Consider the following 14,284-nt stretch of genomic DNA (forward strand, 5'->3'; position numbering starts at 1 on the left):
CAGCGCAGGCCGTTTGACGGCTGCGCGCCGTTGCCGACGTCGTTCCAAGCCTGATTCACGAAAAACACGAAGAGGATTTCACCGTGATCGACAAGACCTTCCGCCTCACCCCGCTGACCGGCGCCATCCTGATGATGGCCCTGGGTGCATCCGGCACCCTGGCTGCCGCACCGAAACTGCTGGTCAAGGAACCGACCCAGGCAGCTCCGGCCGGCGCCGCATTCAGTAGCCGCCTGATCGTGCGCTACAAGGACAACACTGCTGCTGCGACCGATCGCAGCAGCAAGCTCAATGCCGTGCAGGCCGCTGTCGGCCGCGTTGGCGCCAGCACCGGCGCACGCAGCGCTGCCGCCGCTGCCAAGGCGACGTATGTGCGCAAGCTGGGCATCGGTTCGGACCTGATCAGGCTGTCCAGCACGCTGACTGCCGCACAGGTGAACAAGGTGGTGGTGGAGCTGAAGAACGACCCGTCCGTGGCCGACGTGCAGATCGACCGCATGCTGCGTCCGATCGACATCCAGAAGAACGTGCCGGCCACCGACGTGAGCCCGCAACTGGTGCCCAACGACCCGCTGTACGCGCAGTACCAGTGGCACCTGAGCAACCCGACTGGCGGCATCAATGCGCCGGCGGCATGGGACCTGTCGCAGGGCGCCGGCGTGGTGGTGGCAGTGCTGGACACCGGCATCCTGCCGGGCCACCCGGACTTTGCCGGCAACCTGCTGCAGGGCTACGACTTCATCACCGACGCAGAAGTCTCGCGCCGCCCGACCGATGCCCGCGTGCCGGGCGCGCTGGACTACGGCGACTGGGAAGAGGCCGACAACGTCTGCTACACCGGCTCGGTGGCACAGGAGAGCTCCTGGCACGGCACCCATGTCTCGGGCACCGTGGCCGAGGCCACCAATAACGGCATCGGCATGGCCGGCGTGGCGCCGAAGGCGACCATCCTGCCGGTGCGCGTGCTCGGCCGTTGCGGCGGCTACACCTCCGACATCGCCGACGCCATCGTGTGGGCGTCCGGCGGCACCGTCGAAGGCGTGCCGGCCAACACCAATCCGGCCGAAGTGATCAACATGAGCCTGGGCGGCGGCGAGCCGTGCGACTCGGCCACCCAGCTGGCGATCAATGGCGCGGTCTCGCGCGGCACCACCGTGGTGGTGGCGGCCGGCAACAGTGGCGAAGATGCAGCCAACCATTCGCCGGCCAGCTGCAACAACACCATTACCGTGGGCGCCACGCGCATCACTGGCGGCATCACCTATTACTCCAACTACGGCAGCAAGGTCGACCTGTCCGGCCCGGGTGGCGGTGGCAGCGTGGACGGCAATCCGGGCGGCTACATCTGGCAGGCCGGCTACGACGGTGCGACCACGCCGACCTCCGGTTCCTACATCTATATGGGAATGGGCGGCACCTCGATGGCGTCCCCGCACGTGGCCGGCGTCGTGGCGCTGGTGCAGAGCGCGTCCATCGGTCTGGGCGATGGCCCGTTGACCCCGGCCGCGGTGGAAGCCCTGCTCAAGCAGACCAGCCGCCGTTTCCCGGTGACCCCGCCGGCCAGCACCCCGATCGGCAGCGGCATCGTCGATGCCAAGGCCGCACTGGAAGCGGTGCTGGTGGAGCCGTGCGACCCGTCCACCGAGAGCTGCGCGCCGACCGCCATCGCCCTGACCAACAAGGTGCCGGTGACCGGCCTGAGCGGCACTGCCGGCAGCGCCACGCTGTACAGCTTCGAGGCCAAGGCCGGCGCCGTGCTGAGCTTCATGACCTATGGCGGCACCGGCGACGTCTCGCTGTACGTCAGCCATGAAGCCGAGCCCAGCGCCACCAGCTTCGATGCCAAGTCGACCCGCCCCGGCAACAGCGAAACCGTGCGCTTCACCGCGCCCAAGGCAGGCACGTACTACATCAAGTTGGTTGGTGCGTCGGCCTATGCGAAGGTGACGCTCGTTGCGCGACAGTAAGCGCATGCAATAGTGTGACCGATGCCCCCGGCTCATCACCGGGGGCATCGTTTTTCAGGGGGATTCAGATGCGTGCGGTTGATCGTCGCGGCAAACTGCTACAGTCGGCGCCGGACCAGTGGAGACGAGTGTGAACGCGGTTGCCGTCGATCCAATTGAGCAGCGAAGTGCCGAAACGCGCATCGTCGAAGCACTGCTTGAACGCCGTCGTCTGAAAGACTCCGACCTGCTGCGCGCGCGCCAGTTGCAGGCCGAGTCAGGCATGGGCCTGCTGGCCCTGCTCGGCCGTCTGGGCCTGGTGTCCGAACGCGATCACGCAGAGACCTGCGCCGATGTGCTCGGCCTGCCGTTGGTGGATGCACGCCAACTCGGCGATACCCCGCCGGAAATGCTGCCCGAGGTGCAGGGCCTGTCGCTGCGCTTCCTCAAGCAATTTCATCTGTGCCCGGTGGGCGAACGCGATGGCCGGCTGGAGCTGTGGATCGCCGACCCCTACGACGATTACGCCGTGGATGCCGTTCGCCTTGCCACCGGCTGCGCATTGTTCCTGCAGGTCGGCCTGCGTTCGGAAATCGACGATCTGATCGAGCGTTGGTACGGCCAGGGCCGCAGCGCGATGGGCACCATTGTCGAAACCGCCGATGGCGATGCCAACAGCAACGACGACATCGAAGCGCTGCGTGATCTGGCCTCCGAAGCGCCGGTGATCCGGCTGGTGAACCTGGTGATCCAGCACGCGGTGGAACTGCGCGCCTCCGACATCCATATCGAACCGTTCGAAAGCCGGCTCAAGGTGCGTTACCGCGTCGACGGCGTGCTGGTGGAGGGCGAGAGCCCGCCGGCCAAGCTCACTGCCGCGGTGATCAGCCGCATCAAGATCATGGCCAAGCTCAATATCGCCGAGCGCCGCCTGCCGCAGGACGGCCGCATCATGTTGCGCGTGCAGGGCAAGGAGCTGGACCTGCGCGTCAGCACCGTGCCCACCGCGCATGGCGAAAGCGTGGTGATGCGCCTGCTCGATCGCGAAACGGTGGTGTTCGACTTCTACAAGCTGGGCTTCACCGAAGAGTTTCTGCCGCAGTTCCGCAAGGTGCTGGAGCAGCCGCACGGCATCATGCTGGTCACCGGCCCCACCGGCTCGGGCAAGACCACCACGCTGTACACCGCGTTGAGCCAGCTCAATACCTCCGACGTCAAGATCATCACCGTCGAAGACCCGGTGGAATACCAGATCGAAGGCATCAACCAGATCCAGGCCAAGCCGCAGATCGGGCTGGATTTCGCCAATGCGCTGCGCAGCATCGTGCGCCAGGACCCGGACATCATCATGATCGGCGAAATGCGCGATCTGGAGACCGCGCGCATCGCGATCCAGTCCGCGCTCACCGGCCACCTGGTGCTCTCCACGTTGCACACCAACAACGCCGCCGGCGGCATCACCCGCCTGCTGGACATGGGCGTGGAAGATTACCTGCTGACCTCCACCATCAACGGCATCCTGGCCCAGCGGCTGGTCCGCAAACTCGACCTGGCCAACGCCGAACGCTATGCCGCATCGCCGGAGGAGATCGACAAGTTCGATCTGCGCCGCCTGCAGCCGGAGGGCGAGATCTACCTGTATCGCCCGCGCCCCTCCGCCGCCGCACCCACCGGTTACCTGGGCCGCACCACCATCGTCGAGTTTCTGGTGATGAACGACGAACTGCGGCGTGCGGTGATGCGCCGCGCCGGCATGGGCGAGATCGAACAACTCGCACGCCAGGCCGGCATGCGCACCATGTACGAAGACGGCCTGTCCAAGGCCCTGCGTGGCGAAACCACCATCGAAGAAGTCCTGCGCGTCACGGAGGATGCGTGAGAGGGCCGGGACCGGGGACCCGGGACCGGGGGCCCGGGAACAGCCAAGGCAAGGGCGCAGTGGGGTGCTTCGTATTCGCTGACCAAGGCGCTGGCGCGTTTCGGTGCGGCAGTGGAGTGCTGCTGTCGGGACCCGGGAACAGCCTCGTCAACGGCGCTGTTGGTGAGGCCGCATGCGCCGACCAACGCGCTGCCAAGTCTCAGTGCTGCATCGTGCTGCGTTTCCCGGGTCCCGTGTCCCGGGTCCCCGGTGCCGGTCATTCCTGATGCCCCTCTACCGTTACAAGGCCCTGGACGCCCATGGCGAAATGCTCGACGGCCAGATGGAAGCGTCCAGCGATGCCGAGGTGGCGTTGCGCCTGCAGGAGCAGGGCCATCTGCCGGTGGAAACACGCCTGGCCACCGGCGAGAACGACTCGCCATCGCTGCGCATGCTGCTGCGCAAGAAGCCGTTCGACAATGCGGCGCTGGTGCAGTTCACCCAGCAGCTGTCCACCCTGATCGGTGCCGGGCAGCCGCTGGATCGCGCGCTGTCGATCCTGATGGATCTGCCCGAAGACGAAAAAAGCCGGCGCGTCATCGGCGACATCCGCGACACCGTGCGTGGCGGTGCGCCGCTGTCGTCGGCGCTGGAACGCCAGCATGGCCTGTTCTCCAAGTTGTACATCAACATGGTGCGTGCGGGCGAGGCAGGCGGCAGCATGCAGGACACCCTGCAACGCCTGGCCGATTACCTGGAGCGCAGCCGCGCGCTCAAGGGCAAGGTGATCAACGCGCTGATTTACCCCGCGATCCTGCTGGCGGTGGTCGGCTGCGCATTGCTGTTCCTGTTGGGCTACGTGGTGCCGCAGTTCGCGCAGATGTACGAAAGCCTGGATGTGGCCTTGCCCTGGTTCACGCAAGCGGTGCTGAGCGTCGGCCTGTTGGTGCGCGACTGGTGGATCCTGCTGATCGTGGTGCCCGGCGTGCTTGGGCTATGGCTGGATCGCAAGCGCCGCAACGCTGCATTTCGTGCGTCGTTGGATGAGTGGCTGCTGCGCCAGAAAGTGGTCGGCAGCCTGATCGCGCGGCTGGAAACCGCACGCCTGACGCGCACGCTGGGCACCTTGTTGCGCAATGGCGTGCCGTTGCTGGCGGCCATCGGCATCGCACGCAATGTCATGTCCAATCTGGCGCTGGTCGACGATGTGGCCACTGCGGCCGACGACGTCAAGAACGGGCATGGCCTGGCGATGTCGCTGGCGCGTGGCAAGCGCTTTCCGCGCTTGGCGCTGCAGATGATCCAGGTCGGCGAGGAATCCGGCGCGCTGGACACGATGTTGCTCAAGACCGCCGACACCTTCGAGCTGGAAACCGCGCAAGCCATCGATCGCGCACTGGCGGCATTGGTGCCCTTCATCACGCTGGTGCTGGCCTCGGTGGTGGGGCTTGTCATCATCTCGGTGCTGGTGCCGCTGTATGACCTCACCAATGCGATCGGCTGAGCGCAATGACCAACATCGCTGCAGCGCCGTCAGCCGGACCCGAGCGGGGCTCGGCATCGGTACGCATCGCTCGTACACTTCGGTGGCAATGCACAGCTCCCTGACCGCAGTAACGGCTTCACGACAACTTTCCGGTGACCGCACGACACCCATGCGGGAACCAATGCAATGGCCGCCGTGTCCTTTGTTGGCGGCAGCATCCTTCATCGACGTGCAAGGAAATCGTTCATGATCAAGCGCTCCATCACCCGTAGTCCGTCGCGCGCAGGCCAGGCCGGCATGAGCCTGCTGGAAATCATCATCGTCATCGTGCTGATCGGTGCAGTGCTCACCCTGGTCGGTAGCCGCGTGCTCGGTGGTGCCGATCGCGGCAAGGCCAATCTGGCCAAGTCGCAGATCCAGACCCTGGCCGGCAAGATCGAGAATTTCCAGCTCGACACCGGCAAGTTGCCGGGCAAGCTCGATGACCTGGTGACCCAGCCCGGTGGCAGCAGCGGCTGGCTGGGCCCGTACGCCAAGCCGGTGGAACTCAACGACCCGTGGGGCCACACCATCGAATACCGCGTGCCCGGCGATGGCCAGCCGTTCGATCTGATCAGCCTGGGCAAGGACGGCAAGCCCGGTGGCAGCAGCTACGATTCGGACATCAAGTACCAATAAGCCCTCGCCATGCGCGTTGCGTGTCAGCCGTTGCGTCATCGGCATGGAGTGGTCGGCCCTGGTCGTCCGCGCACGCGTGGCACATCGTTGCTGGAAATGCTGCTGGTCATCGCGTTGATCGCCATGGCCGGTGTGCTCGCGGCGGCGGCATTGAACGGTGGCATCGACGGTATGCGCCTGCGCACCGCCGGCAAGGCGATCGCCTCGCAACTGCGCTACACGCGCACCCAGGCGATTGCCACCGGCACGCCGCAGCGGTTCCTGATCGACCCGCTGCAACGTCGTTGGGAAGCCCCCGGCGGCCATCGCGGCGACCTGCCGTCGTCGCTGCAGGTGCGTTTCACCGGCGCGCGCCAGGTGCAGTCGCGCGAAGACCAGGGCGCCATCCAGTTCTTTCCCGACGGCGCCTCCACCGGCGGCCGCATCGATCTGCAGGTCAAGGACGCGCGCTGGCGCGTGGACGTGGGCTGGATCACCGGCGAGGTGCGTTCGGGCCCATTGCGGACGCCGTCGCCATGAGGCGCCAGCGCGGTTACACCCTGATCGAAGTGATCGTCGCCTTCGCGCTGCTGGCGCTGGCCTTGAGCCTGTTGCTGGGATCGTTGTCGGGTGCGGCGCGGCAGGTGCGTGCGGCCGACGACAGCACCCGCGCCACGCTGCACGCGCAATCGTTGCTCGCCCTGCAGGGCATGGACAAGCCGCTGGTGCCCGAGCAGCAGCAGGGCAGCTTCGAGAACGGGCATTTCCGCTGGTCGATGGATGTGCGCCCGTACGACGAACCGCGGCGCAACCCGCAGGCGCCGGTCGCGCCGGGCGCGCACAAGCTGCTGCAACTGACCCTGGTGGTGCGCTGGGGCGAGCAGTCCAATCAGATGCTGCAGTGGCGCACCTTGCGGCTGGTGGCCGCCACCGCGCAGGACGGCGCCTGATGCGCCGTTCGCGCAGTGCAGGGTTCACCCTGATCGAGGTGCTGCTGGCCACCATGCTGCTGGTTGGCGGCCTGGCGTTGGCCTTTGCCACGCTGCGCTCGGCCAGCGCAGTGAGTCAGCGCGGCGAGGCGATTGCCCAGCGCAGCGAGCGCGTGCGCGCGGTGGAAGAATTCCTGCGCCGCCGTCTGGCGGCCGCGTTGCCGCTGGCGATGAGCATCGATCCGCAGAGCCAGCAGCCGATGCTGTTCGTCGGCGAGCCGCAGCGCATGCGCTTTGCCGCCGACGTGCCGGATTACCTGGGGCGCGGCGGCCCGTATCTGCATGACCTGTCGGTGGTCGGCGACGGCGAGCAGCGCACCTTGCAGATTGCCCTGACCATGCTGCAGTCGGGCAAGTCGATCGAAGAAGGCAGTGCGCTGCCGCCGGAGCCGCTGGCGCAGGACGTGCAGCAGGTGAGCTTCCGCTATCGCGGCATGGATCCGCAGACCGGCCGCCTGAGCGCGTGGTTGCCGCAGTGGGAATGGCACGACCGCCTGCCGCTGCTGGTGCGCATCGACATCCGCAGCGGCGATGCGGCATGGCCGTCGCTGGTGGTGGCGCTGCCGCAATCCAGCAACCCCGGAGCAGGGCAATGAACCGGATGCGCGGCGCGGCGCTGGTGCTGGTGTTGTGGCTGATTGCCCTGCTCACCGCGATGATCGGTGCGTTCGCGCTCACCGCACGCGTGGAAGCGTTGCAGGGCAGCATGCTGCGCAACGGCGCGCAGGCGCAGGAATACGCGCGTGCTGGCCTGGAATACGCACTTTCGCGCTTGCAAAGCACCGATACCCAGGCACGCTGGCGCGCAGACGGCCGGCGCTATCGTTGGCAGCTGGACGATGCCACGGTGGAGATCCGCATCACTGACGAAAGCGGCAAGGTGGATCTGAACATGGCCGAGCCGGCGCTGCTGGCCGGGCTGGTGCGTGCGGTGGGCGGCGAACAGGGCCGCGACACGCGCATTGCCGGCGCGATCGTCGATTGGCGCGATGGCGACTCGCTGAGCCAGCCCGGCGGCGGCGCCGAAGACCGCGACTATGCCGACGCCGGCCTGCCGTATGGCGCAAAGGACAGCCCCTTCGAAACCCTGGGCGAACTGCGGCTGGTGCTGGGCATGGACAGCGAGTTGTATCGCAAGCTGCTGCCCAACCTCACGCTGTACAGCGGCCGCTCGCGCCCCGAAGCGCGCTTTGCGCCCGGCCCGGTGTTGACCGCAATGGGCCTGGATGCGCAGCAACTGCTGGCGCAGCGTGACGCGCCGCTGGGTTTGCCGGGCAGCGAGGCGACGGTCGGTGGCTCGGACACTTATAGTATCGAGAGCCGGGCGCGACTGAGTCAGGGACGCGAGGCTGTGTTGCGGGCGGTCGTGTCCACCAGCGCGTCCGCAGTACCGGGATCGGCCTACACCGTGTTGCGTTGGGAAGAGGGAGCAGCAGTGCAATGACCGCATGGCGGGATACCTTGGGTCGTATCGGCGTACGCGCCATGCCGGGAGCCGGAGGCTTCTGGCGTTGGTGGCAACAATCGCTGCTGGCCTGGCTGCCGCAACGGTGGCAGTGGCAGTTGGGTCTGTCGCAGGCACGCCTGTTGTTGCAGCTCGATGGCGACACCTTGCAGTTGCTGCGCCAGCGCGACCATAGCCGCGAGGCGGTCGCCAGCCTGCCGTGGCCGGTGCAGCCGCAGGAAGTCAACGCCGTGCTGCCGAGTGCGCTGGATGGGTTGCCGCGGCATTGGCTGCTGCCGTCGGCGCATGCGCTGCGGCGCCCCTTGCGGCTGCCGGCCGCCGCCGCCGCACGCCTGCAGGACGTGGCGCGTTTCGAGATCGACCGGCAGACCCCGTTCACGGCCGACCAGGTGTATTTCGATGCGCGCGTGCTCGATGTGCGCGAAGACGGCCAGCTCGATGCCGAACTGGTGGTGGTGCCGCGGCGCATGATCGACGGCCCGGCCGGCGTGCCCGATGCCTGGACCAGCGCGTTGTCCGGCATCGACGTGGCCGACACCCAGGGCGTGCCGCTGGGGGTGAACCTGCTGCCGCCGGCGCGCCGGCTGCGGCGCAGCGACCCCATGCAGCGCTGGAACCTGATGCTTGCCGCCACCGCGCTGGTGTTGCTGGCAGTGGCCGGCTGGTTGCTGCTGGACAACCGCCGTCAGGCGGCCGACGACCTGCGCGCCAAGGTGCAGGCCAATGCCGCGCGTGCGCGCCAAGTGGCCGCCGAACGGCAGCAACTGATGGACCTGGTCGAAGGTGCCAACTTCTTCCAGAAACAGCGCGCCACGCGTCCGACCTCGGTGGAAATCTGGGACGAGCTGAGCCGGCGTCTGCCCGGTGGTACCTATCTGGAAAAATTCTCGGTCGAAGGCGGGCAATTGCAGTTGATCGGCCTGAGCAACGAAGCCTCCTCGCTGGTGCGCCGTCTGGAAGGCTCGCCGTTATGGCGCACGCCCTCGCTGACCGGCGTGCTGCAGAGCGATGCCGGTCGCAACGTCGACCGCTTCACCATCACTGCCGAGCTGGCCGGCCCCGACGCCAAGGAGGCGGCCGATGCCACGCAGCGTTAAGCGCGATCGCTGGATCGCTTTGGGGTTGTTGCTGCTGGTGCTGGGCGTGGCGTATCTGGTGCTGGTGCACCCGTGGTTCACCCAGCCGATGATCGCCGTGCAGGACGACCTGCAATCCCTGCGCGAGCGCGAACTGCGCGTGCGCGTGCAGTTGCAGCAGGCGCCGGAAGTCAGCAAGCGGCTGCGGCAGGCACGCCAGACGCTGGAAAGCCGCCCGGGCTTCCTGCCGGAAACCTCCGCCGAGCTGGCCTCGGCCGGGCTGGTGCAGCGGCTGGAACGCGCGGTGGTGGAAGCCAGCCCCGGCAACCGCAGCTGCGCCATCAGCAACCGCTCGCCGTTGCAACCGGAGAGCAAGGACCGTTTCACCCGCGTGGCCGTGCAGGTGCGCCTGCGCTGCGGCACGCCGGAGCTGGCCTCGGTGTTGTACAGCCTGGAAAACGGCACGCCGCGGCTGTTCGTGGACAACCTCAATGTCATGGCGCAGCGTTACCAACTCTCTCCCAACGAAAGCGGCAACGGGCTGGATATCGCCTTCGAACTGGCCGGCTACCTGCGCCCCGGCGCCAGTGCCGCACCGTTGAACACCGATGCCGTGCCCGCCGCCGCCGGGGAGGCCAGCAATGCGCCTTGACCTGATCGGTTTACGCACCTGGTTGCTGGCCACCGTGGTCGGCTGGGCGCTGCTGGTGTGCATCCTGGCGGTGGCCGGCCTGGGCAAGCGCGTGGAGCTGCTGCCCGACGACCCCGCGCTGGTGCAGCGCCTGCCCACGTTGCCGGCACCGGCGCCGGAACGGCTGGGCGCGTTCGAGAAGTATTCGGAGATCGCCGCGCACCCGGCCTTCGCCGAGGACCGCCTGCCGCATCCGTTCTTCCTGTCCGGCAACGATGGCAGCGGCGCGGCCTCGACGGTGCGCCTGACCGGCGTGCTGCTGACGGAAAACTTCAAGATGGCCACGCTGACCCTGGACCCGCAGGATTCGGTGCGCGTGCAGCTCGGCGGCGACGCGGTCAAGGGCTGGCGCCTGCTGGCCCTGCAGCCGCGCAGTGCCACCATCGAAGGCCCCGGCGGCACCCAGACCCTGGAACTGCACGTGTTCAACGGCCAGGGCGGGCAGCCGCCCACCGCCAATGCCGCCGCGCGCGGGGCTGCGGGCGCCACCCCGCCGTTGCCTTCGCCCGACGCAGCCGATCCTGCCGCCACGGCGCAACCGCCGCAGTCACAGCCGGCCACGCCGCCGCAGCAGCAGCCCGGCGGGCAGGCCCCGCCCACGGTGCCGCCGCAGCGCAGCGATGGCGCCCAGGAAGCCCCACGCCCCTCCGACGATCAGATGCGTGCCATCCGCGAACGCATCGAAGCCCGACGCCGCCAGCTGCAACAGCAGCGCCAGAGCGGCTCTACCCCCGGTCAGACCCAATGAGTGAACGCATGACGCCGCGCCTGTTTCCCGTGTCCCTGCTGATTGGCCTGCTGGCCGGTTGCGCCACCACTCCGCCACCGGACGTGCGCCGCAATGCGCGCCTGGATCCGCAAGTCGGCGCTGCCGGCGCCACCCAGACCCCCGCCGAACAGCGCGCCGACGGCGATGCCAACGCCAAGCCCAGCCCGGTGATCCGCCGCGGCAGCGGCACCATGATCAACCAGAGTGCGGCTGGCGCGCCGGCGCCCACGCTCGGCATGGCCAGCAGCGGCAGCGCCACCTTCAATTTCGAAGGCGAATCGGTGCAGGCCGTGGTCAAGGCGATCCTGGGCGACATGCTCGGCCAGAACTACGTCATCGCGCCCGGGGTTCAGGGCACCGTGACCCTGGCCACGCCCAACCCGGTCTCGCCGGCCCAGGCACTCAACCTGCTGGAAATGGTGCTGGGCTGGAACAACGCGCGCATGGTGTTCAGCGGTGGCCGCTACAACATCGTGCCGGCCGACCAGGCACTGGCCGGCACCGTCGCGCCCAGCACCGCATCGCCGTCGGCCGCGCGCGGGTTCGAAGTGCGCGTGGTGCCGTTGAAGTTCATTTCCGCCAGCGAAATGAAGAAAGTGCTCGAGCCCTACGCACGGCCGAATGCCATCGTCGGTACCGACCCGGCACGCAACGTCATCACCCTGGGCGGTACCCGCGCCGAGCTGGAAAACTATCTGCGCACCGTGCAGATCTTCGACGTGGACTGGTTGTCTGGCATGTCGGTGGGCGTGTTCCCGATCCAGTCCGGCAAGGCCGAGAAGGTCTCTGCAGACTTGGAAAAGGTGTTCGGCGAGCAGAGCAAGACGCCCAGCGCCGGCATGTTCCGCTTCATGCCGCTGGAGAACGCCAACGCCGTGCTGGTGATTACGCCGCAGCCGCGCTACCTGGACCAGATCCAGCAGTGGCTGGACCGTATCGACAGTGCCGGTGGCGGCGTGCGGCTGTTTTCGTACGAGTTGAAATACATCAAGGCCAAGGACCTGGCCGATCGGTTGTCGGAAGTGTTCGGCGGCCGCAGTAGCGGTGGCGATTCCAATGCCTCGCTGGCGCCGGGCGCCGAGAGCAGCGTGCTCGGCGGTCAGCTGGGTAATCGCGACAGCACGATGGGCGGCAGCTCCGGCCTGACCGGTGGCAGCGTCGGCGAAAGCGGCGATGGCAGTGGTTCGGGCAGCTTCGGCGGTAGCAGCGGCATGGGTGGCGGCAGCAGCGGTAGCGGCGGCCTGGGCAACGGCAGTCTGCAGCTGTCGCCGCGCAGCAATGGCAATGGCGCGGTGACGCTGGAGGTGCAAGGCGACAAGGTCGGCGTATCGGCAGTGGCCGAAACCAACACCTTGCTGGTGCGTTCCACCCCGCAGGCATGGACCTCCATCCGCGATGTCATCGAAAAGCTCGATGTGATGCCGATGCAGGTGCATATCGAGGCACAGGTGGCTGAGGTGAATTTGACGGGTGAGCTTCAGTACGGCGTCAACTGGTACTTCGAGAACGCGGTCAATGCTGCAACGGCGGCTGGTGGTGCCGGACTTCCCTCTGCGGCGGGGCGCAGCATCTGGGGCGACATCTCGGGTACCGTCACCAACGGCGGCGTTGGCTGGACGTTTCTCGGCAAGAATGCTGCGGCAGTCATCAGTGCCCTGGATACGGTCACCAATTTGCGACTGCTGCAGACACCGTCAGTCTTTGTGCGAAACAATGCCGAAGCCACGCTCAATGTTGGCTCACGCATTCCGATCAATTCCACGTCGATCAATACTGGCCTGGGCAGCGACAGCAGTTTCTCGTCGGTGCAATACATCGATACCGGTGTGATCCTGAAGGTGCGCCCACGCGTCACCAAGGACGGCATGGTGTTCCTGGATATCGTGCAGGAAATCAGCACCCCGGGCGCACGGCCTCAAGCGTGTACGGCAGCAGCCACAACCACCGTCAACAGCGCTGCTTGCAATGTCGATATCAATACGCGTCGTGTCAAAACCGAGGCGGCAGTGCAAAGTGGTGACACGATGATGCTGGCTGGCCTGATCGACGACAGTACGACCGATATCAGCGCTGGCGTGCCATTTCTCAGCAAGTTGCCGGTCGTCGGCGCCCTGTTTGGTCAGAAAAATAAAGATACCAACCGCCGTGAAGTCATCGTCTTGATCACTCCCACGATCGTGCGCAACCCGCAGGAAGCGCGCAATCTCACCGACGAATACGGCCAGAAGTTCAAGGCCATGGAGCCGCTGAAACCCAGCCAGAAGCCGCAATGAGTGCGGCGCTGCCCGTCGTGCTGGTGCCGGTCGGCACCGACGACGAGGCCCTGGATGCCTGCCTGGGTGCACTGGATGCGGCCACGCCCGCCGGCACGCGGGTGTGGCTGGCCGACGACGCCCAGGCCGGCCCGCGCGGGCGTGCGGTGATGGAACACTGGCTGGCACGCACTCGATTGCAGGCCCATCACACCCGTCGCCAACGCATGCTCGGCGAGGTGGCGCATCTGGATGAAATGCTCAGCGCCTGCGGCGACGCCGATGTGGTGGTGTTGGGCGTGGACGCCTGCCCATTTCCGGGCTGGTTGAGCCAGTTGAGCGCGTGCTTTGCGCGCGATGCGGCGATCGCCACGGCCACGCCATGGAGCAATGTGGGCGAAGCCTGCAGTTGGCCGCGGCTGGGTGAACTCAACCCGTTGCCGGACGCACCGGAACGATTGGCCGCTGCCTGTGCGGCCATGCCGCCGTTGCACCCGGAGCTGCCTTCGGCGGTCGGCCACGCGGTGCTGTTGCGGGGCACCGCGCGACGCAAGGCCGGCGGCCTGGATGCCAGCAGCTACGGCTCGTGGTACGCCGCGCTGGTGGACCTCAGCCTGCGCATGGGCGGGCTGGGCTGGCGCAATGTCTTATGCGACACCGCCTTCGTCGCCTCCCCGCACGAGGGCCGCCCGGCCGATGGCGACATGGATGCACTGGCTACGCGTTGGCCGGCCTGGCATGCACGCCTGGCCAACTTCCTGATGCACGACCCGCTGCGCGCCCAACGCGAACAGCTGAGCCGGCTGCTGGCCGAACTGCCGCCCCCCGATCCGCAACGCATGCTGTTCGACGCCTAGTCGTCCGCAATCAAGGCCTTCCACGCATGCCAGCGGTGGCGCAGCGACGTCGCGATGACGGACGAGACGTCGCGATCACGCAAGAAGATGCAAGGGCAAAACCATCGCGCAGTGGTCAGCGCACGCAGCTGCTGCCCGGTACAGCACACAGCACAGCGATCCGCATTTGCGCCGCTCGCCGCCTGGTGTCAGCTGCAAGACCATATTCACCAAGACACACGCAACACTGCCGATAGCA

General features: G+C 67.1%; 13 protein-coding genes. All 13 read left to right on the forward strand.

Going from position 1 to position 14,284, the window contains the following annotated elements:
- Nucleotides 1-83: 83 nt before the first annotated feature.
- The 13 genes from ACCQ12_RS03775 to ACCQ12_RS03835 all read left to right on the forward strand — a co-directional run bounded on the left by ACCQ12_RS03775 (nucleotide 84) and on the right by ACCQ12_RS03835 (nucleotide 14,046).
- Nucleotides 84-1,967, forward strand: coding sequence for a S8 family serine peptidase (locus ACCQ12_RS03775; RefSeq protein WP_184371632.1), 1,884 nt, complete (start codon nucleotides 84-86; stop codon nucleotides 1,965-1,967).
- Nucleotides 1,968-2,097: 130 nt separating this feature from the next.
- Nucleotides 2,098-3,825, forward strand: coding sequence for a type II secretion system ATPase GspE (gene gspE, locus ACCQ12_RS03780; protein ID WP_184439412.1), 1,728 nt, complete (start codon nucleotides 2,098-2,100; stop codon nucleotides 3,823-3,825).
- Between the two features lie 265 nt (nucleotides 3,826-4,090).
- Nucleotides 4,091-5,308: a type II secretion system protein XpsF gene (xpsF, locus tag ACCQ12_RS03785; RefSeq protein WP_372382986.1), complete on the forward strand. Its 1,218-nt coding sequence runs from the start codon at nucleotides 4,091-4,093 to the stop codon at nucleotides 5,306-5,308.
- Nucleotides 5,309-5,536: 228 nt separating this feature from the next.
- Nucleotides 5,537-5,968, forward strand: coding sequence for a type II secretion system major pseudopilin GspG (gspG, locus tag ACCQ12_RS03790; RefSeq protein ID WP_039408341.1), 432 nt, complete (start codon nucleotides 5,537-5,539; stop codon nucleotides 5,966-5,968).
- 9 nt (nucleotides 5,969-5,977) lie between these two features.
- The gene (xpsH, locus tag ACCQ12_RS03795; RefSeq protein ID WP_039408337.1) at nucleotides 5,978-6,487 is read left to right on the forward strand and encodes a type II secretion system protein XpsH; all 510 of its coding nucleotides are present in this window, start codon (nucleotides 5,978-5,980) and stop codon (nucleotides 6,485-6,487) included.
- Nucleotides 6,484-6,897, forward strand: coding sequence for a type II secretion system protein XpsI (xpsI, locus tag ACCQ12_RS03800; protein WP_184375821.1), 414 nt, complete (start codon nucleotides 6,484-6,486; stop codon nucleotides 6,895-6,897). The genes xpsH and xpsI overlap by 4 nt, the downstream gene beginning before the upstream one ends.
- Nucleotides 6,897-7,532: a type II secretion system protein J gene (locus ACCQ12_RS03805; RefSeq protein ID WP_104579104.1), complete on the forward strand. Its 636-nt coding sequence runs from the start codon at nucleotides 6,897-6,899 to the stop codon at nucleotides 7,530-7,532. The genes xpsI and ACCQ12_RS03805 overlap by 1 nt, the downstream gene beginning before the upstream one ends.
- Complete coding sequence (locus ACCQ12_RS03810) at nucleotides 7,529-8,380, forward strand: type II secretion system minor pseudopilin (protein ID WP_372382987.1); 852 nt, start codon at nucleotides 7,529-7,531, stop codon at nucleotides 8,378-8,380. Before ACCQ12_RS03805 ends, ACCQ12_RS03810 begins: the two co-directional genes overlap by 4 nt.
- Entirely contained in the window at nucleotides 8,377-9,498 is a 1,122-nt protein-coding gene (locus tag ACCQ12_RS03815) for a PilN domain-containing protein (protein WP_039408326.1), read from the forward strand. The genes ACCQ12_RS03810 and ACCQ12_RS03815 overlap by 4 nt, the downstream gene beginning before the upstream one ends.
- Nucleotides 9,482-10,129, forward strand: a complete 648-nt coding sequence (gene gspM, locus ACCQ12_RS03820) for a type II secretion system protein GspM (RefSeq protein WP_372382988.1) — start codon at nucleotides 9,482-9,484, stop codon at nucleotides 10,127-10,129. Before ACCQ12_RS03815 ends, gspM begins: the two co-directional genes overlap by 17 nt.
- Nucleotides 10,119-10,916, forward strand: coding sequence for a type II secretion system protein XpsN (gene xpsN / locus ACCQ12_RS03825; protein ID WP_372382989.1), 798 nt, complete (start codon nucleotides 10,119-10,121; stop codon nucleotides 10,914-10,916). The genes gspM and xpsN overlap by 11 nt, the downstream gene beginning before the upstream one ends.
- A complete protein-coding gene (gspD, locus tag ACCQ12_RS03830; protein WP_355607371.1) occupies nucleotides 10,913-13,210 on the forward strand; it encodes a type II secretion system secretin GspD in 2,298 nt (765 codons plus the stop codon). The genes xpsN and gspD overlap by 4 nt, the downstream gene beginning before the upstream one ends.
- A complete protein-coding gene (locus ACCQ12_RS03835; RefSeq protein ID WP_372382990.1) occupies nucleotides 13,207-14,046 on the forward strand; it encodes a glycosyltransferase family 2 protein in 840 nt (279 codons plus the stop codon). The genes gspD and ACCQ12_RS03835 overlap by 4 nt, the downstream gene beginning before the upstream one ends.
- Nucleotides 14,047-14,284 lie beyond the last annotated feature (238 nt).

The sequence above is a fragment of the Xanthomonas sp. NCPPB 1068 genome (genome assembly GCF_041479385.2).
In the GTDB taxonomy this organism is placed as follows: Bacteria; Pseudomonadota; Gammaproteobacteria; order Xanthomonadales; family Xanthomonadaceae; genus Xanthomonas; species Xanthomonas cannabis.